The following is a 16,309-nucleotide window of genomic DNA, read 5'->3' as shown; positions in this document are numbered from 1 at the left end:
TTATAAAAAAATAGGAGACAACAATGGCTTTTACTTTTAGAGAGAAAAAATTACGTTTTCAAAAAGGATTATATAAATGTCCAGTTCCACCACGGGACATAAGCCGATATTGGACTGATAAGGAATGGTTCCGTCATGTGGATACACATGGCGTATGGTGTCTATAAGCCAGCTCACATTGAGAGTAATTTATTAGGTTATTTTCTTTAACCTATAATGCATCTATTGGAATTTTTATATAAGTCATTCCGTTATCGTCTGCTGGTGGCATATCACCAGCGCGCATATTAACTTGCACGGAAGGCAATATAAGTTGCGGCATACTAAGTTCCGCATCACGTTTGGTTCTGGCTTCGATATATTCATCACGTGATTTTCCGCTCAAATGTATATTATTTTCTTTCTGCTCTTTTACGGAAGTAACCCATGCGTAGTCCCTGCCGCCAGGGCCGTAATCATGGCACATATAAAGAATAGTATCATCAGGAAGAGATAAAATGCGTTGCATACTATCATAAAGCAGAGAGGCGTCGCCGCCCGGGAAATCACAGCGCGCGGTTCCAAAATCGGGCATAAACATCGTGTCACCGACAAAACAAGATCCATCAATGACATATGAAATACATGCAGGTGTATGACCGGGGGTATGTAAAATTTTACCTTCCAAATTACCAATGTTAAATTTTTCTTCGTCTGCAAATAAATGGTCAAATTGACTACCGTCCTTTGCAAAATCGCTTTCTGCATTAAAAACAGGTCCAAATGTTGATTGAACGGTCTTGACATTTTCACCAATAGCCGATCTTCCCCCTATTTTTGATTTTAAATAGGGGGCAGCGGACAAGTGATCCGCATGGACATGAGTTTCTAATATCCACTCACATGTATAACCATTTTCATTGATATAACTAATCACTTCATCTGCAGAAGTTGTCGATGTTCTTCCTGATGCTTGATCATAATCAAGGACGCTATCGATAATGGCGCATATATTTGTTTCCTTATCGGCTATAACATAAGTAACAGTGTATGTATCTTTATCAAAAAAAGCTTTAACGTCGGTAGATGGTGAATGTGGCATTGATTGATACTCCAGTAATTTTTTTGCTATTTAAACATAAATAATTCAATTTTGCATTTTAATTTTATTTGCCGTAAATTCATTGATATTGATCAATATTAGGAGCATTTCATGAAGATCGCCGGAACACTGAAAAAACAAGATACTGACGATCAAGAAACCTCAACATGTTATATGTGTTCGCATAATTGCGAAATTCATGTCTCTACACGTGTAGCAGAAGGTTCAAACGAAAAAACGGTCACGGAAATCGCATTACCAGATTGTGTAAGAGGTAGTGCGATGGTTGAGCATCGTGAAAGTGATGTACGTCTCTTAAATCCGGAAATGCGTAATGAAAATGGTGAATGGGTTAAGTCCACTTGGCAACAATCCATTGATGCGATTGCAGATAACCTTAAAAAGGTTCGTGATAAATATGGACCAGAATCCGTCGGCTTCATGATTGGCTATACAAAAGAGCCCCGACCTTATATGCAAAGATTAGCATATTTATTTGGATCTCCTCATTATTTCACGGAATCGAGCTGCTGCTTTGGTGCTACCAGAGTGGCTTCTGCACTGACATTTGGTGATGATTATGGATATTTTTATCAAACCAGTCGTGTATTTCAGCCGGAAACCCAATGCCGTATGGTTTGGAGTAATGATACCGAAAATTCACAACTGCCTTTAAAGAAGCATTATTTCTTTAAAGAAACCGATGTTCCATTAATTATTGTTGACCCACGTCTAACGAGCCTAGCGAAAACGGCTGATGTTCATTTACGCCTACGTCCCGGCACAGACGGGGCACTCGCGTTAGGCCTAGCTCATATTATTTTAAACGAAGGATGGGAAGACCGAGAATTTCTTAACAATTGGTGTCATGGTGTTTCGGATTATGAAGAAATGGTCAAAGAATATACACCAGAACGAACTGCTAAAATAACAGGAGTTGATAAAGAACTAATCATTAAAGCGGCATGTCTTTACGGTCAAAATAAACCTGCTCAAATTTCACTATCCCCACAAGCCACTGTGCATCATAGCAATGCCTGTCAGAACCATCGCGCCATCATATTGCTCGCTGCATTAACCGGAAATATTGATGTTAAAGGCGGCCACAGAAAACCGGGCGGCGCAAAAGAAGCTGATATTACATTGCATGGTGAATTATTGCCAAAGTTAGCAGATCCAATTGGCAAAGAACGGTTTCCTATTTTCATAGATAAATATCATGAGGGGCAAAGCATGCTTCTTTCAGATTACATTGAAAAAGGAAAAATTAAAGCAATCGTCTCAATCGGTGCAAATATAATGATGTATCCAGATTATGGTCGATTGCAGAAACAAATGGAAAAACTTGAATTTTTCAGTGTTTGTGATTTTTATGATACGCCGACACGCGCTTATGCGGATGTTTCATTACCGGCTGCAACTCATTTGGAACGAGAAAGCCTAATTGTTGGTGGAGATAAAGTAAGATATCGTCCAAACGTCATTGAACCACGCGGAAATGCAAAAGCCGACGCTGACATTTTATTTGAGCTTGCTAATGCATTAGGTTTGAAAGATGATTTTTGGGGTGGCGATATAAAGGCTTCATTTAATGAAAGACTAGAAGGGACGGGATACACGTTATCTGATCTGCCGGAAAAGGGAAAATATGCACCTTTTGATCTTGGTCCCGACATAGATCGAAAATATGAGAAAGACGGCTTTGCCACAAACACCGGTAAAGTTGAATTTAAATCAACAATACTTGAAGAGCACGGACATAATGGTCTTCCAGAATACCAAGAACCTTATTGGTCACCAGTTAGCAGACCAGACCTTACTAAAGATTACCCGTTTATTTTAACCACCGGTGGCCGAAGTAAAAATTATCAGCATTCTCAAGGCCGGAAACTAGAAATGTTGCGTGCAATTGAACCCTATCCTGTTATGCAGATTAATCCCATTGATGCCGCCAAGTTGGACATCAAAGATGATGACTGGCTTAAAGTATCATCACCAAGAGGTGAAATTGAGTTACGCGCATTGGTGAGTGAAATTGTAATGCAGGGAGTTGTTCATGCACCACATGGTTGGGAAGCAGCACCGGTTAATAAATTGATCCCCGACGAAGCACTGTGTCCAATTACTGGCTTCCCCGGGTTTAAATCAAGTCTTTGTAGTCTAGAGAAAATTACAAAATAAATTTAGATAAATCAGATGTATCTACCAGATTGCCAATGTGATCTTTAATGTATTTGGCATCAATTGTAACTTCAGTAGCAGCCATATCGGTCGCTTCGAAGCTTATTTCATCCAAAATACGTTCAAGAACAGTATGCAGACGACGAGCACCAATATTTTCTACATTTTCATTTATATGTGCAGACATATGTGCAATTTCTGCAATTCCGTCATCGGTAAAATTAAGTGTAATTTCTTCAGTACCCAGAAGCGCTACATATTGTTTGATTAAACTAAAATCTGGCTCAATCAAAATATGTTTGAAGTCGTCTTCTGTTAACGCGTCAAGCTCAACACGGATTGGAAGACGTCCTTGAAGTTCAGGCAAAAGATCAGAAGGTTTAGCGACTGAAAAGGCACCAGATGCAATAAATAAAATATGATCCGTTTTTATGTTTCCATGTTTCGTTGAAACGGTACACCCTTCAATTAAGGGTAATAAATCACGTTGAACACCTTCGCGGCTAACTTCGCCGCTATTTTTGTTGGCACGTCCGGCAATTTTGTCAATCTCATCAATAAAAACGATACCGGATTGTTCAGTTGTTTCGATCGCTTCACGAATAATGCCTTCTTCATCAATAAGCTTATCGGCTTCGTCACCGACAAGAACATCGTGCGCGTCTGCGACAGTCATTTTTTTCTTTTCCGTTTTCTGACCAAGCTGACCGCCTAAAATATCACCTAGATTAAGCATGCCCATGCTTGCACCGGGCATCCCGGGGATGTCAAATGACGGCATGCTTGATGATTGATTTTCAACCACGTCCACTTCGATTTCTTTTTCATCAAGTTCCCCTTCACGGAGCATCTTTCTGAATTTTTGGCGTGTCTCTGCGCTGGCTGTTTCGCCGACCAATGCATCAAGTACACGTTCTTCTGCGGCAAGCTCGGCTTTGCTTACGACCGTTTTCTTTTTCTTTTCACGAATAAGCGAAATCGAGAGTTCCATCAAATCGCGAATGATTTGTTCAACGTCACGACCAACATATCCAACTTCAGTGAACTTGGTCGCTTCAACTTTTACAAAGGGAGCATTTGCGAGTTTAGCGAGCCTTCTTGAAATTTCCGTTTTACCAACACCTGTTGGGCCAATCATTAGAATATTCTTAGGAAGAACTTCTTCTTTCATTTGATCTTCAAGTTGTTGTCTGCGCCAACGATTACGAAGGGCAATCGCGACCGCACGTTTTGCTTGTTTTTGACCGATAATATAACGATCTAATTCAGATACGATTTCACGTGGTGAAAAAGATGACATTTATTAATTCCAATATAATTTATTTAGTATCTAATGTTTCAACAGTAAGATTGTCGTTGGTATATACGCATATATCAGCGGCAATTTTTAAAGAACGACGTCCGATTTCCTCAGCTGACAAGTCTTGATCCATGAGCGCCTTTGCAGCGGCAAGGGCAAAATTTCCACCTGACCCAATAGCAATAATCCCATCAGCAGGTTCAAGCACGTCCCCAGTTCCTGTTAATATCAATGAGACATCTTTATCAACGACGGCCATCATGGCTTCTAATTTTCTAAGGTACCTATCGGTACGCCAATCTTTTGCCATTTCAACACAAGCACGTGTGAGTTGACCATTAAAGCGTTCCAATTTTTCTTCTAGTCTTTCAAATAAAGCAAAGGCATCAGCAGTGGACCCTGCAAAACCCGCAATTATATTGCCATCACCAATTCGGCGAACTTTTCTTGCGTTTGCTTTTATGACCGTATTACCTAACGAAACCTGACCATCGCCAACGATAACCACTTGATCACCTTTTCGAACACTAAGAATTGTTGTACCGCGCCACCCTTTTGGTTGTTCACTCATAAATTTTAACCTGTTTTGTTAAATGTTGATCTAACATGTGGCAATTTTACGCTTGCGGTCAAGAGGCAGAATGTTTTTTATTAAAAAAAACATAAGTTTTACGCCAAAGGGTGGCACTTTTACGTAACTACTGCTATATGTCTTTCAGAATCTATAGAGCCAAATATAAGGAGGCACCTATGCGCACAGCAACAGTAGAGCGCACAACAAAAGAAACGTCGGTTTCTGTGACTGTAAATCTTGATGGACAAGGAATTTATGATGTTGATACAGGCATTGGATTTCTTGATCATATGATGGAACAATTATCCCGTCATAGTCTTATTGATATTACATTGCGTGCTAAGGGTGACACTCATATTGATTTTCATCATACCACGGAAGATGTTGGTATTGTTATTGGGCAGGCGATCGCTGATGCGCTTGGTGACTTGCGTGGCATAACTCGTTATGGAAACGCTATTATTCCTATGGATGAAACATGTACCCGTTGTTCTGTTGATATATCTGGACGCCCTTTTACCGTCTTTAATGTGGAATTTACACGTGATAAACTCGGTGAAATGGATACGGAACTTTTCCTCGAGTGGTTCCGCGCGTTTGCGCACGGTGCAGGTATGACACTTCATGTGGAAAATATGTATGGTATTAATAATCACCATATTGTCGAAAGTTCATATAAAGCTTTAGCACGCGCCATGCGTCAAGCCATTGAAATTGATCCACGTAAATCGGATGCTATTCCGTCAACCAAAGGGATGCTTGGCGACAAGTCTGACTAGGTTATGAAAACGGTTATTATTGATTACGGTTCCGGAAACTTAAGATCAGCAGAAAAATCAACTGTTCGTGCGGCTTCAGAAGCAGGATTGAATATGGATGTGAGTGTAACATCATCTCCTGATGATGTTCTAAAAGCAGACCGTATTATCTTGCCGGGTGTAGGTGCGTTTGCAGATTGTATGACAGGGTTGACAAGCTTATCCGGTATGCGTGAAGCATTAGAAGAATCCGTATTAAAAGATGCAAAACCATTTCTTGGTATTTGCGTAGGTATGCAGCTTCTTGCTGATGCAGGGTTAGAGCATGGACGTAAAGAAGGGCTCGGTTGGATAAGTGGAGAAGTCGTTGAAATTGATGTGAGTGCTGAGCCTCAATTAAAAGTACCGCATATGGGGTGGAATGATTTGATCATAAACAGTAACCATCCCGTATTAAATGACATAAATACAGGCGATCATGCCTATTTTGTCCATAGTTATCACGTAAATGTATCTGATACAGCGAATGTGCTTGCTCATGTCGATTATGCTAGTAAAATTACTGCAATAATTGGAAGAGATAATATTGTAGGCACTCAATTCCACCCTGAAAAAAGTCAGGCAGTAGGACTTAAATTGCTTAAAAACTTTTTAATATGGTCACCATAACATGACTGATAAAGAAAATTCGGATAAAGAAAAGAGCGGTCCTCGTTTGAGCGTCGATGAAGTCACATCTTTTGATAATGTTGATATTCTTGAGCTTTGTGAAGCCACACGCCAGGCGATTTTAACTCATGAAGGGTTCAACTGGATATCACCGCCACCAGAAAAGACATTGGAAAGCTTTTGGAAAGGTGTCATTACCATTCCTGAACGAACATTGATCATCGCGAGAATGGACGGCCAAATTGCGGGGTGTTGTCAAATGGTGCGCCCACCTAAGAATAATGAAGCAGGTGCTTTTCGTGGTAACTTAGAAACGTTTTTCTTAGCACCCTGGGCGAGGGGGCATAACCTTGCAAAAACCATGTTACAAAAAGCCGAGGAAGTAGCACGTGCACAAGGGTGCCGTACCATGGAATCTCATATGGCGGCGGATCAACACGCCGCAATTGCAATTTGTGAATGGATTGGCATGACACGCTGGGGCATTAAAGAAAGATACGCGATGATAAATGACGTATTTGTTCCCGGTTATTATTATTCGAAAGATTTGGATTAAATTAGTTATGATATTGTTCCCAGCGATTGATTTAAAAGATGGTAATTGTGTGCGTCTCTATAAAGGGGAAATGGATCAAGCAACCATATTTAATAATGACCCCGGTGATCAGGCGAAACAATTTGCAGATGCGGGATGTGAATGGGTTCATATTGTTGATCTTAATGGCGCTTTTGCCGGTAAGCCCGTAAATGGCGATGCCGTTGACAGTATTCTTGAGAATATAAATATTCCTGTGCAGCTTGGTGGTGGTATTCGTGATATTGAAACCATTAGTACATGGATTGAAAAGGGAATATCACGTGTCATTCTTGGCACAATAGCTCTTAGAAATCCTGAAATTGTTATCGAAGCAGCGAAAAAATTCCCTGGAAAAGTCGCGGTTGGTATAGACGCGAGAAACGGAATGGTAGCCGTTGAAGGTTGGGCGGAAACATCTGATATGTCGGCCATTGATTTAGGTAAGAAATTCGAAGACGCTGGTGTTTGCAGTATTATTTATACTGATATTGACCGTGACGGTACGATGGAAGGTTTAAATGTTGATAGCACCATTGAACTTGCAAATGCATTATCTATTCCGGTGATTGCATCTGGCGGCGTTGCATCAATTGATGACTTAAAGATATTAAAAGCTGCGGCGAAAGAAGCAACGGGCACAATTGAAGGGGCAATTTCCGGCAAAGCACTTTATGATGGGCGCCTCGATGCAGCAGAAGGTATTGCCTTCTTAAAAGGGGATAGTTGATGTTGAAGTCGCGCATAATCCCTTGTTTGGATGTTAAGGATGGCCGTGTCGTAAAAGGGGTTAATTTTGTTGGCCTTCGTGATGCTGGTGATCCAGTAGAACAAGCAAAAATTTATGATGCGGCAGGTGCGGATGAATTATGTTTTTTAGATATTACCGCATCCAGTGATAACCGCGGGATTATTCTGGATGTTGTTCGCCAAACGGCAGAACAGTGTTTTATGCCGCTTACTGTTGGTGGTGGTGTCAGCAGCGAAGAAGATGTTCGTAATTTGTTGCTTGCAGGTGCTGATAAAGTATCAGTGATGACAGCGGCGGTAAAAAGACCGGAATTAGTCCGAGAACTGGCTGAAAAATTTGGTTCACAATGCATTGTAGTGGCGATTGATGCGAAATCAGTTGGTCCAGATAAATATGAAGTTTTTACTCACGGTGGACGAAAATCAACGGGAATTGATGCCGTTGAATATGCGAAGCAAGTTGCGGAATATGGTGCCGGTGAAATTCTGTTGACGTCAATGGACCGGGATGGAACCAAAAGCGGATTTAATATTGAACTTACGCGGGCGATTGCAGATAGCGTTTCAATTCCAGTAATAGCATCAGGCGGTGTCGGGACACTTGACCACATGGTGGAAGGCATCCGCGACGGACATGCTACAGCCGTTTTGGCGGCCTCTATTTTTCATTTTGGCGAATACAGCATCGAAGAATGTAAAAAACACATGGCGAATGCAGGACTAGAAGTTAGGATTTGATATGACATATAAAAATGACATACTTGAAAAACTTGAAGCTGTTATTGAAAGCAGAAAATATGGTGACATTGAAAAAAGCTATGTGGCTAAACTTTTTGGTAAAGGTCGAAAAAAGATTACTCAAAAAGTTGGCGAAGAAGCCGTTGAATTATGTATAGCTGCGTCTCATCATGATCGCGAAGAAGCAATTTTAGAATCTGCAGATCTTATATTTCACGTGCTCGTGTTATGGTCTGATATGGATATCAAACTTGAAGAAGTATTGGATGTTTTAGTGGAACGTGAAGGACTTTCTGGTATTGAGGAAAAAAAATCTAGAGGAGATGTCGATGGCTTATGATCAAAATAATATTTTTGCGATGATTCTTCGTGGCGATATCCCGTGTGATAAAGTTTATGAAGATGAATTTGCCTTAGCATTTAATGATATTAATCCGCAAGCGCCAATACATGCGCTTGTCATTCCTAAAGGTGAATACGTCAGTATGGCTGATTTTTCTGCAAATGCACCAGCAGAGCTACTAAACGGTTTTTTCCGTGCCGTTGGGCAGACAGCCCGTAATTTAGGCTTAGAAAAAGAGGGTTACCGTTTAATAGCTAATACTGGTGAGAATGCACATCAAGAAGTCCCACACCTACATTTTCATATACTGAGCGGTAAAAAGCTTGGGCCAATGTTAACTAGATAATTAACCGAATTCAGCAATAAATTTCTTAAGATCGATGTCGGGCCTTGCACCCATATGGGTGACAACTTCACTAGCGACTAAGTTTCCTAGTGCGCCACATTCACCTATTGAAAGTCCATTGCTTAGTGCATGTAAAAAACCAGCAGCGAACAGATCACCGGCCCCGGTGGTGTCAACCAAATGTCCAACTTTACGGCCTTGTACGTGTCCTATTTCATCAATGTTTGTAACGATACATCCTTTTGCACCACATGTAATGGCACCAATATCGCAATCTTCTTGTAATTGACGTGCTGCATCATTTACGTCACCGGTTTCATAAAGCTTTTTAATTTCATCTTCATTGGCAAATAAAATATCGACATCATTTTTTACCAATTCGACAAATTCTTGGTGATGTCGGTCTACACAAAAACTATCTGATAAACTTAGGGCAACTTTATTTCCTTCTTCATGGGCTATTTTAATGGCCTTTCTAAAAGCATTTTTTGCTTCATCCGGATCCCATAAATAACCTTCCAAATATGTAATATTTGAATTGGCAACGGTTGCATGATCGATATCATTTTCAGTGAGTTCCACACAAGCACCTAAATATGTGCACATTGTTCTTTCTGCATCAGGCGTAACGAGAACTAAGCAATGTGCTGTTGGCGGTCCGTCATTTAAAACGGCAGTATCAAAATTTGCCCCAAGGGCACGAATATCATGCTGAAAGACGCGACCGAGTTGGTCCTCGTTTACCTTTCCAATAAAAGATGTTTCGCTGCCCATTGATGCAAGCCCGGCAATTGTATTTGCGGCCGAACCGCCTGAGCATTCTATACACTGGCCTAAACTTTCATAAACCTTCGCCGCTTCTGCAGCGCTCACCAGCATCATGCCGCCCTTGTCTAGTTTTTGATTATTTAAAAAATCGTCATCGACATGTGTTAATACGTCAACAATAGCATTGCCAATACCTAAAACATCATATTTATTTGTCATAATTTATCCCTAAATCAAATATATGTTGATAGTGATAAAGATAATTTAATAACAAGTAAACTTAAGAAATGGTCTTGCCTTTTTATCACGGAATACTCATATTCTATGGAAAGTGGGATACGGAAATTAGTTAGGATTGATAGACGTGAAGCAATTAATCACGGCAATAGAGCGAACTGGTCAGCAAATGTTAGATCGCCCTTTTTTAAAAGTATTTATGCTGGGTATATTAACGACCATTGGCGCAATTATAATCTCTTATCTTGGTGCCAATGAAATTATGAAAGAAATTCCAGGTTACCAATCTGATTGGCAATGGTGGGAAGATTTCGTGAATTGGATAACGGGTTATGCCGTTGATATTGCCTTTTTCTTTATTTTGTTTTTCTTTTTTGCGCCTATATCGACTATTTTTATATCGATTTACTTAGATGATATTATCGATTGTGTCGAAGATAAGCATTATCCGGATCATAAAGCAGGAGAGAGATTAGGAATTGGCCATTTGGCCTTTCTGGCAACACGACTTTTATTATACATAGTCATTTTAAATATCTTGGTGTTGCCTCTCTATATTTTATTATTCTGGATACCGTTTGTTCCACTCGCAATATTTTATCTATTAAACGGTTATTTGCTCGGTTGGGGCTATTATGAAATGGTTGCAGTGAGGCATCTTGGTATTAAAGAAGCAGGTATTCATAGAAAATCGATCCGCGGCGTGATTTTAATGGCGGGACTAATCATGAGTGTGCTATTTATGGTGCCGATTTTACAATTGGCGGTACCCATTTTGGGGGCGGCGTTAATATGCCACTTATTTCATTTAACTAGGTATAATTATTTATGAGAATCTTGTGTTTGATTTCAGTTGTTTTGATGGTTTCTGCTTGTGGCCCTGAAAAAGAAGTTGTGGATACGCCGCCACCTGCTCCAGAAATAACGCCAGAGCCAGAGATCGTAGAAAAACCAAAACCGGCTGAACCTCAATTTAAGATGAATAATATTTTGGGACTTACAAAAAATTCAGTTGAACAAATACTAGGAAACCCTTCACTAAGACGAGTAGAAAACACGGCTCAAGTTTGGTTATATGATAATCAATTCTGTAATGCACATGTGTATTTTTATGAAAATGATAACGGCGATCTTAATGTTGAATTTATTGAAACAAGTGAAGAAAAAGATTTAATGGATCTTCAAGGGCAACGTGCAGATTTTTGTATATCAACTTTCTTACAAAATTAATCTTTTAAAACGGTTTTATCTTTGAAAGTACATAAATCTTCAACCGGACAAGTTGGACAACTAGGTGTGCGCGCTTTACAAATATAACGGCCGTGTAGGATTAACCAATGATGGGCATGTCTTGCAAATTCTTTTGGTATTTTCTTTTCTAATTTTAATTCTACGGCGAGCGGTGTTTTACCAGGTGCCATTTTGGTGCGATTTGAAACACGAAAAAGATGCGTGTCTACGGCTATAGTCGGATGGCCAAAAGCAATATTAAGAACAACATTTGCTGTTTTTCGCCCAACCCCGGGTAATCTTTCTAAATCTTCTCTATTCTCGGGCACGACGCCGTCAAAATCATCAACAAGCATTTGCGCAGCTTTAATAACATTTTTTGCCTTGGTATTAAAAAGGCCAATTGTTTTGATGTATTCTTTTAATTTTTCTTCACCTAGTTCCACCATTTCTTGTGGCGTTGAGATTACTTTAAACAATTCTTTAGTAGCTTTATTTACACCTATATCAGTGGCTTGTGCTGATAGAGCAACCGCCACCACCAAAGTATAAGGATTGGTATAATCAAGTTCCCCTTTTGGTTCAGGGTCGCGTTCTTCTATACGTCTAAAAAATTCATGAATATCAGCTTTTTTCATACTAGCTCCTTTTAATAGACTTTAAGCGAGCGCATAAAAAAAAGGAAGAGGCAAAAATATCGTCTTCATTATTTTTAAAAGAGAGTGTAGGGTGTCCCTATGGATGAACAGAATAAAATATGGTTTGAAGAAATTTTATTTCCTAGGCGATCATTAGAGCCCAATGGGTTTCGCATATTGATGGGGGCTATTTTTATATTAAGCTTAATCATTGGCATAATGTTTTATTCATTAGGTGCCTGGCCAGTATCAGGCTTTTTTGGATTAGATGTATTATTAATTTATTGGGCCTTTAAAATACATTATGAACAAGGTAAGGCCGCTGAAATCATACGCCTTTCAGATGATAAATTGACAATTACCCGCATTGATCACAAAGGGAAACGTGAATATTGGCAATTTAACCCTTATTGGGTCAATGTATCAATGGCGTGCCCACCTAATGTACCCAAAAATATTGGTGAAACTTTTATTCAAGCAAGATCACACGGCAAAGGAACATTTTTTGGCACTTTTCTTACTCAAGAGAAAAGAGAAGAACTAATGCATTCTTTAAAGCAAGCAATAGTTGACTGTAAAAATTACCGCCCAGTTTAACGCAATTAGGATAATTTATGCTTTTAGTATTCGTATTTATATTTTTCACGTTATCAATCGTCATAAAAAGTTATAAGCATGTTGACCATCAAGAAGTGCTTCTAAATGATATTATTAAGGCCTCCATACCTGCTTTTATTGCGATTATTTGCTTAGTTGCGCGGATGACATATTTTGCACTTCCCGAAGAAGGGATGGTGAGCTTGGAATATTTGAGTTACAGACGTTATTTATTATGGATATTTATCGCCTTAATGGGCTACGTCATTAGAACTTTTATTTATGGGTCCGTATTCTTATACCGCCGAAAAATTTAACCCTTTGTGTTTGATTTTTCTTTTTGCTCTTCTTCAATATCATCTTCTTCAAAAAGAGCACGGTATGTTGCCCCTTCTAAATCTTCATACTGGTTGCTGCGTAGTGACCACATGAAACCAGCCAGACCGATAAGGCCCAAAAAAAGAGCAGCGGGGATTAAATAGATAAGACTTTCCATTTTATCCCTCGTGACTTCGGTAAAGTTTTTGGAAATTTAATCTTAATGCATTGGCAGTGACGACAATTGACGATAATGACATCGCAATAGCAGCAATTAATGGTGTAAGTAGTCCTGCAGCGGCAAATGGGACAGCAATCATATTATAGATTGCCGCGAGTGCAAAATTAATAAAAACCAGTTTTCTGCTATTTAAAGAAACTTGATAAGCACGCACAACACTGTCTAGCTTTTGTGACTGAAATATAAAGTCTGCGGCATTCTGGCTAACTTCGGCGGCTGTCGATGGAGAAATAGAGACATTAGCAGCGCTTAGGGCAGGGGCATCATTAATGCCATCACCAATCATAAGTACTTTATCACCACTTGCTTTAATACGTTCAATGATTTCTATTTTTTCTTGTGGTTTACATTCATATTTATATCGGCTTAGACCCAGCTCTTCTGCAGCTTCATCGACAACATCTTTTCTGTCACCAGAAAGAAGGATAACTTTTAGCTGGCGTCTTAGGAACCAATGAACAACATCAAGGGCGTCTTCTCTCATGCGATCTTTGAAACAGAATAGAACGGGTTTAGCCCCTTCTGCTTTTAGCCACAGTTCACTATAGCGATTGTTAGGAAGATAGTTTTGATTAATTCCGCACCATTCTCGATTGCCAAGTTTGACAGTAATATTATTAACTGTCGCTTTTAAACCCATTCCAGGTTCTTCATGTATTTCGCTTTCAGTAGCTATGGTTGGAATATCGCGATCATGACAAGCGACAATCAATGCCCTACAAAGCGGATGACTTGACGTTTTTGCGAGTTTGGCCGCAAGCTCTAGATTAAATGGCGTAACATTTTCATCATCCGCATTTGCGAGCTCTGGCTGTCCTAAAGTGAGTGTACCAGTTTTATCAAAAATAACGGTATCAACTTCTGCAAGGCGTTCTAGCCCGTCAGCTGCTTTTACAAGGATGCCTGATTTAAATAAACGACTTGATGCGACCACTTGTACGACAGGTACTGCAAGCCCTAAAGCACAAGGACATGTAATAATCAGTACCGCAATCGCATTAATAAGAGACCCTTGCCAGCCGACGTTGGAAAATAATAGCCACCCTAGGAATGTAGCCGCGGCTAAAAAATGTACAAGCGGAGCATAAATACTCGCTGCGCGATCAGCAAGTCGAACATATTTTGCTCTTCCCTGCTCGGCGGTTTCCATTAACTCAATAATTTCATCCAACAAAGTATTGCCGGTGGTAGACGTGATTTTAATGTTGAGGGTACCATTTACATTAATAGTACCAGCAAAAACCTCCGTATCTTTTTCAGCTTTTTGTGGAACAGTTTCGCCGGTGACTAAACTTGTATCAATATCTGACATGCCACTTATAACAGTACCATCAGCTGGGATTTTGCCACCCGGTATCACTTGAATTATTTGATTAGGCACAAGCATTTCTGTAGCTATTTCTTCGGTATGTCCATCTTCATGCAAAAGAGTTGCTTTGGATTCTTTATAACTCATTAAATTATGAGCCACACTTCTGGCGTGATTTCGCATTTTTTGATCTAAAAAACGCCCAATAAGCAAAAAGAAAAGCAACATGACGGCAGCATCGTAATAGGTTTCTGTAGCTTTGAGATAAGTTTGAAATAATGACATGCCACACGTTAAAATAACAGCAAGAGAGATTGGAACGTCCATATTAAGGCGACGTCCTTTTAATGCATTCCAAGCTGATTTGTAAAAGGGCATACCGGCGTAGGTGGCCGCAGGTAAAACAATAAGCGCTGATACCCAATGCATCAGACTACGGGTGCTTTCATTCATTTCACCGCCATCCCAAAAGGCGACTGATAGCAACATGACATTTGCCGCTGCGAAACCCGCAACGGCCATTGCTTTTAGTAATGATTTTCCAACTTTATCACCTTCTAATTGTGCGTTAGTCGTTTTAAAGGGAAATGCTTTAAAGCCAATTTTCTCCAACGCCGAAATAACTTCTTCCGAGTTTTGTAGAGTATCTTCAACGGCTTCTTTCCATTCGACTGCTAATCGCTGAGTGCTCAAATTAACACGTGCGTTTTTTATTTTGTCGTTTTCCCCAAGAGTGCCTTCAATTTCTCGAATGCACTTCGGACAATGGAGTCCTTCGACAACAAAATGTTCTATGCGAAACAATTAATATGTCCTTATTTTACTAAAAACCAATCTCTTAGTTTAAAAATAGATATATTTTGAGATTCCACAACAACTAAAACGTCCCACTGTCCAATTAATGGTAATTTGACGGGTGCGCCATAAAGTCCATTGCCAAGGTGACTCAGGGTAACTTCTTGGTCATAGCCTTCAATAACGGTTCTTATAAATGTGGCTTTTACTTGGGTTGGTGGAAAGCTCTCATCAGGACGTGTAATTTGAACTTCGAAGCGACCGTCAACAGTTTCCGGCATTTGAGCAATAGAAACATTCCATACGGACTCGTTTTGAACACGAGCATTTTCAATTTCTTTATTATAATTAAGCCCTTTGACATACGAATCCTCTGTCTCCAGTCCAGTCCATGTGTTAAGGGCAAAATATGTCATAATTCCACTAGCCGTAAATACAACCAGAAAAAACCCGATAAACCAAGCAAGTATTCTTTTTCCAGTATAAGGTTTAACTTGAGCTGTCATTTCTTTGGTCCTTTAAAAGTTGTGGATTGAATATCTGTTTCTCCGCTTTCTAACTCTTTGATTGTAAAAGTGACATCAACGCTGTCATCGACTAGATTTAACAAAGGAGTAGAGACATAGAATTTAACAGATTGTAATTTATCACGTTGCACACTTACGATTGCTGCACCTGTCTCTGTATATTCTGAAACTGTATCCCGTCAGACCAAGTTGGGCTAATTAAGGGTATTTTATAAGAGAGTGTTTTTGTTTCATCGTAATGACGAAGGAACGAAGATGACACGTAAACACTCTAACAAATCAAATAGAACTGGAAGCGCGGAGAAGACGGTTAAAGATATACGCCGTGCAACCCG

General features: G+C 39.8%; 21 protein-coding genes. 13 read left to right on the top strand and 8 right to left on the bottom strand.

Annotated elements, in window-relative coordinates; translation table 11 throughout:
* The first annotated feature begins 23 nt into the window (after nt 1-23).
* Nucleotides 24-167, top strand: a complete 144-nt coding sequence (locus ACTF6W_RS04665; RefSeq protein WP_438993384.1) for a hypothetical protein — start codon at nt 24-26, stop codon at nt 165-167.
* Nucleotides 168-211: 44 nt separating this feature from the next.
* Here ACTF6W_RS04665 and ACTF6W_RS04660 read toward each other — a convergent pair whose 3' ends face one another.
* Nucleotides 212-1,081, bottom strand: a complete 870-nt coding sequence (locus ACTF6W_RS04660; RefSeq protein WP_438993383.1) for an MBL fold metallo-hydrolase — start codon at nt 1,079-1,081, stop codon at nt 212-214.
* Between the two features lie 111 nt (nt 1,082-1,192).
* Here ACTF6W_RS04660 and ACTF6W_RS04655 point away from each other — a divergent pair, with 111 nt between their 5' ends.
* Nucleotides 1,193-3,262, top strand: coding sequence for a molybdopterin-containing oxidoreductase family protein (locus ACTF6W_RS04655; RefSeq protein ID WP_438993382.1), 2,070 nt, complete (start codon nt 1,193-1,195; stop codon nt 3,260-3,262).
* Here the strand turns inward: ACTF6W_RS04655 and hslU are convergent.
* Together hslU and hslV are read right to left on the bottom strand one after the other, a co-directional pair.
* Complete coding sequence (hslU, locus tag ACTF6W_RS04650; protein ID WP_438993381.1) at nt 3,252-4,562, bottom strand: ATP-dependent protease ATPase subunit HslU; 1,311 nt, start codon at nt 4,560-4,562, stop codon at nt 3,252-3,254. The two genes, ACTF6W_RS04655 and hslU, sit on opposite strands and share 11 nt — an antisense overlap.
* 19 nt (nt 4,563-4,581) lie before the next feature.
* On the bottom strand, nt 4,582-5,133 hold the full coding sequence (gene hslV / locus ACTF6W_RS04645; RefSeq protein WP_438993380.1) for an ATP-dependent protease subunit HslV: 552 nt from the start codon (nt 5,131-5,133) through the stop codon (nt 4,582-4,584).
* A 179-nt stretch (nt 5,134-5,312) separates the two neighbouring features.
* Here hslV and hisB point away from each other — a divergent pair, with 179 nt between their 5' ends.
* From hisB to ACTF6W_RS04610, 7 genes are read left to right on the top strand one after another with little or no spacing between them, the layout of a single operon-like run.
* Nucleotides 5,313-5,915: an imidazoleglycerol-phosphate dehydratase HisB gene (hisB, locus tag ACTF6W_RS04640; protein WP_438993379.1), complete on the top strand. Its 603-nt coding sequence runs from the start codon at nt 5,313-5,315 to the stop codon at nt 5,913-5,915.
* A 3-nt stretch (nt 5,916-5,918) separates the two neighbouring features.
* Complete coding sequence (gene hisH / locus ACTF6W_RS04635) at nt 5,919-6,563, top strand: imidazole glycerol phosphate synthase subunit HisH (protein WP_438993378.1); 645 nt, start codon at nt 5,919-5,921, stop codon at nt 6,561-6,563.
* A gap of 1 nt (nt 6,564) precedes the next feature.
* Nucleotides 6,565-7,119 carry a GNAT family N-acetyltransferase gene (locus ACTF6W_RS04630; RefSeq protein WP_438993377.1) on the top strand — a complete coding sequence of 185 codons (555 nt, stop codon included), beginning with the start codon at nt 6,565-6,567 and terminating at the stop codon, nt 7,117-7,119.
* A 7-nt stretch (nt 7,120-7,126) separates the two neighbouring features.
* The gene (gene hisA / locus ACTF6W_RS04625; RefSeq protein ID WP_438993376.1) at nt 7,127-7,867 is read left to right on the top strand and encodes a 1-(5-phosphoribosyl)-5-[(5-phosphoribosylamino)methylideneamino]imidazole-4-carboxamide isomerase; all 741 of its coding nucleotides are present in this window, start codon (nt 7,127-7,129) and stop codon (nt 7,865-7,867) included.
* Nucleotides 7,867-8,625 carry an imidazole glycerol phosphate synthase subunit HisF gene (hisF, locus tag ACTF6W_RS04620; protein WP_438993375.1) on the top strand — a complete coding sequence of 253 codons (759 nt, stop codon included), beginning with the start codon at nt 7,867-7,869 and terminating at the stop codon, nt 8,623-8,625. Before hisA ends, hisF begins: the two co-directional genes overlap by 1 nt.
* Before the next feature lies 1 nt (nt 8,626).
* Nucleotides 8,627-8,965 (top strand): phosphoribosyl-ATP diphosphatase, encoded by a 339-nt coding sequence (locus ACTF6W_RS04615; RefSeq protein ID WP_438993374.1) that lies wholly within the window; start codon nt 8,627-8,629, stop codon nt 8,963-8,965.
* Complete coding sequence (locus ACTF6W_RS04610) at nt 8,955-9,314, top strand: histidine triad nucleotide-binding protein (protein WP_438993373.1); 360 nt, start codon at nt 8,955-8,957, stop codon at nt 9,312-9,314. Before ACTF6W_RS04615 ends, ACTF6W_RS04610 begins: the two co-directional genes overlap by 11 nt.
* Here the strand turns inward: ACTF6W_RS04610 and ACTF6W_RS04605 are convergent, their stop codons facing one another.
* Nucleotides 9,315-10,301, bottom strand: coding sequence for an adenosine kinase (locus tag ACTF6W_RS04605; protein ID WP_438993372.1), 987 nt, complete (start codon nt 10,299-10,301; stop codon nt 9,315-9,317).
* Nucleotides 10,302-10,446: 145 nt separating this feature from the next.
* On the opposite strand from ACTF6W_RS04605, the gene ACTF6W_RS04600 reads away from it, so the two are divergent.
* Nucleotides 10,447-11,151 carry an EI24 domain-containing protein gene (locus ACTF6W_RS04600; protein WP_438993371.1) on the top strand — a complete coding sequence of 235 codons (705 nt, stop codon included), beginning with the start codon at nt 10,447-10,449 and terminating at the stop codon, nt 11,149-11,151.
* Nucleotides 11,148-11,549, top strand: coding sequence for a hypothetical protein (locus ACTF6W_RS04595; protein ID WP_438993370.1), 402 nt, complete (start codon nt 11,148-11,150; stop codon nt 11,547-11,549). Before ACTF6W_RS04600 ends, ACTF6W_RS04595 begins: the two co-directional genes overlap by 4 nt.
* On the opposite strand, the gene nth is transcribed toward ACTF6W_RS04595, so the two are convergent.
* A complete protein-coding gene (nth, locus tag ACTF6W_RS04590) occupies nt 11,546-12,187 on the bottom strand; it encodes an endonuclease III (RefSeq protein ID WP_438993369.1) in 642 nt (213 codons plus the stop codon). The two genes, ACTF6W_RS04595 and nth, sit on opposite strands and share 4 nt — an antisense overlap.
* Before the next feature lie 99 nt (nt 12,188-12,286).
* Between nth and ACTF6W_RS04585 the strand changes: the two genes are divergently transcribed.
* Together ACTF6W_RS04585 and ACTF6W_RS04580 are read left to right on the top strand one after the other, a co-directional pair.
* Nucleotides 12,287-12,784 (top strand): DUF2244 domain-containing protein, encoded by a 498-nt coding sequence (locus ACTF6W_RS04585; RefSeq protein ID WP_438993368.1) that lies wholly within the window; start codon nt 12,287-12,289, stop codon nt 12,782-12,784.
* A 17-nt stretch (nt 12,785-12,801) separates the two neighbouring features.
* Complete coding sequence (locus tag ACTF6W_RS04580) at nt 12,802-13,101, top strand: hypothetical protein (protein WP_438993367.1); 300 nt, start codon at nt 12,802-12,804, stop codon at nt 13,099-13,101.
* Here ACTF6W_RS04580 and ccoS read toward each other — a convergent pair.
* The 3 genes from ccoS to ACTF6W_RS04565 are packed head-to-tail and all read right to left on the bottom strand — an operon-like array spanning nt 13,098 to nt 15,953.
* On the bottom strand, nt 13,098-13,280 hold the full coding sequence (ccoS, locus tag ACTF6W_RS04575; RefSeq protein WP_438993366.1) for a cbb3-type cytochrome oxidase assembly protein CcoS: 183 nt from the start codon (nt 13,278-13,280) through the stop codon (nt 13,098-13,100). The genes ACTF6W_RS04580 and ccoS overlap by 4 nt on opposite strands.
* A gap of 1 nt (nt 13,281) precedes the next feature.
* The gene (locus ACTF6W_RS04570) at nt 13,282-15,456 is read right to left on the bottom strand and encodes a heavy metal translocating P-type ATPase (RefSeq protein WP_438993365.1); all 2,175 of its coding nucleotides are present in this window, start codon (nt 15,454-15,456) and stop codon (nt 13,282-13,284) included.
* Nucleotides 15,457-15,467: 11 nt separating this feature from the next.
* Nucleotides 15,468-15,953 (bottom strand): FixH family protein, encoded by a 486-nt coding sequence (locus ACTF6W_RS04565; RefSeq protein ID WP_438993364.1) that lies wholly within the window; start codon nt 15,951-15,953, stop codon nt 15,468-15,470.
* Nucleotides 15,954-16,309 lie beyond the last annotated feature (356 nt).

It is taken from the genome of Pseudemcibacter sp. (assembly GCF_965661635.1).
In the GTDB taxonomy this organism is placed as follows: Bacteria; Pseudomonadota; Alphaproteobacteria; order Sphingomonadales; family Emcibacteraceae; genus Pseudemcibacter.
Note: the sequence above shows the minus strand (reverse complement) of the source record. Positions and strands in the feature narration are given on the sequence as shown.

Coding starts and splice junctions, on each gene's coding strand:
- ACTF6W_RS04605 (WP_438993372.1), bottom strand. CDS start 10,301: ATGACAAATAAATATGATGTTTTAGGTATTGGCAATGCTATTGTTGAC.
- ACTF6W_RS04655 (WP_438993382.1), top strand. CDS start 1,193: ATGAAGATCGCCGGAACACTGAAAAAACAAGATACTGACGATCAAGAA.
- ACTF6W_RS04595 (WP_438993370.1), top strand. CDS start 11,148: ATGAGAATCTTGTGTTTGATTTCAGTTGTTTTGATGGTTTCTGCTTGT.
- nth (WP_438993369.1), bottom strand. CDS start 12,187: ATGAAAAAAGCTGATATTCATGAATTTTTTAGACGTATAGAAGAACGC.
- ccoS (WP_438993366.1), bottom strand. CDS start 13,280: ATGGAAAGTCTTATCTATTTAATCCCCGCTGCTCTTTTTTTGGGCCTT.
- hisF (WP_438993375.1), top strand. CDS start 7,867: ATGTTGAAGTCGCGCATAATCCCTTGTTTGGATGTTAAGGATGGCCGT.
- ACTF6W_RS04630 (WP_438993377.1), top strand. CDS start 6,565: ATGACTGATAAAGAAAATTCGGATAAAGAAAAGAGCGGTCCTCGTTTG.
- ACTF6W_RS04665 (WP_438993384.1), top strand. CDS start 24: ATGGCTTTTACTTTTAGAGAGAAAAAATTACGTTTTCAAAAAGGATTA.
- ACTF6W_RS04585 (WP_438993368.1), top strand. CDS start 12,287: ATGGATGAACAGAATAAAATATGGTTTGAAGAAATTTTATTTCCTAGG.
- hslU (WP_438993381.1), bottom strand. CDS start 4,562: ATGTCATCTTTTTCACCACGTGAAATCGTATCTGAATTAGATCGTTAT.
- hslV (WP_438993380.1), bottom strand. CDS start 5,133: ATGAGTGAACAACCAAAAGGGTGGCGCGGTACAACAATTCTTAGTGTT.
- hisA (WP_438993376.1), top strand. CDS start 7,127: ATGATATTGTTCCCAGCGATTGATTTAAAAGATGGTAATTGTGTGCGT.
- ACTF6W_RS04565 (WP_438993364.1), bottom strand. CDS start 15,953: ATGACAGCTCAAGTTAAACCTTATACTGGAAAAAGAATACTTGCTTGG.
- ACTF6W_RS04610 (WP_438993373.1), top strand. CDS start 8,955: ATGGCTTATGATCAAAATAATATTTTTGCGATGATTCTTCGTGGCGAT.
- ACTF6W_RS04615 (WP_438993374.1), top strand. CDS start 8,627: ATGACATATAAAAATGACATACTTGAAAAACTTGAAGCTGTTATTGAA.
- hisB (WP_438993379.1), top strand. CDS start 5,313: ATGCGCACAGCAACAGTAGAGCGCACAACAAAAGAAACGTCGGTTTCT.
- ACTF6W_RS04660 (WP_438993383.1), bottom strand. CDS start 1,081: ATGCCACATTCACCATCTACCGACGTTAAAGCTTTTTTTGATAAAGAT.
- hisH (WP_438993378.1), top strand. CDS start 5,919: ATGAAAACGGTTATTATTGATTACGGTTCCGGAAACTTAAGATCAGCA.
- ACTF6W_RS04580 (WP_438993367.1), top strand. CDS start 12,802: ATGCTTTTAGTATTCGTATTTATATTTTTCACGTTATCAATCGTCATA.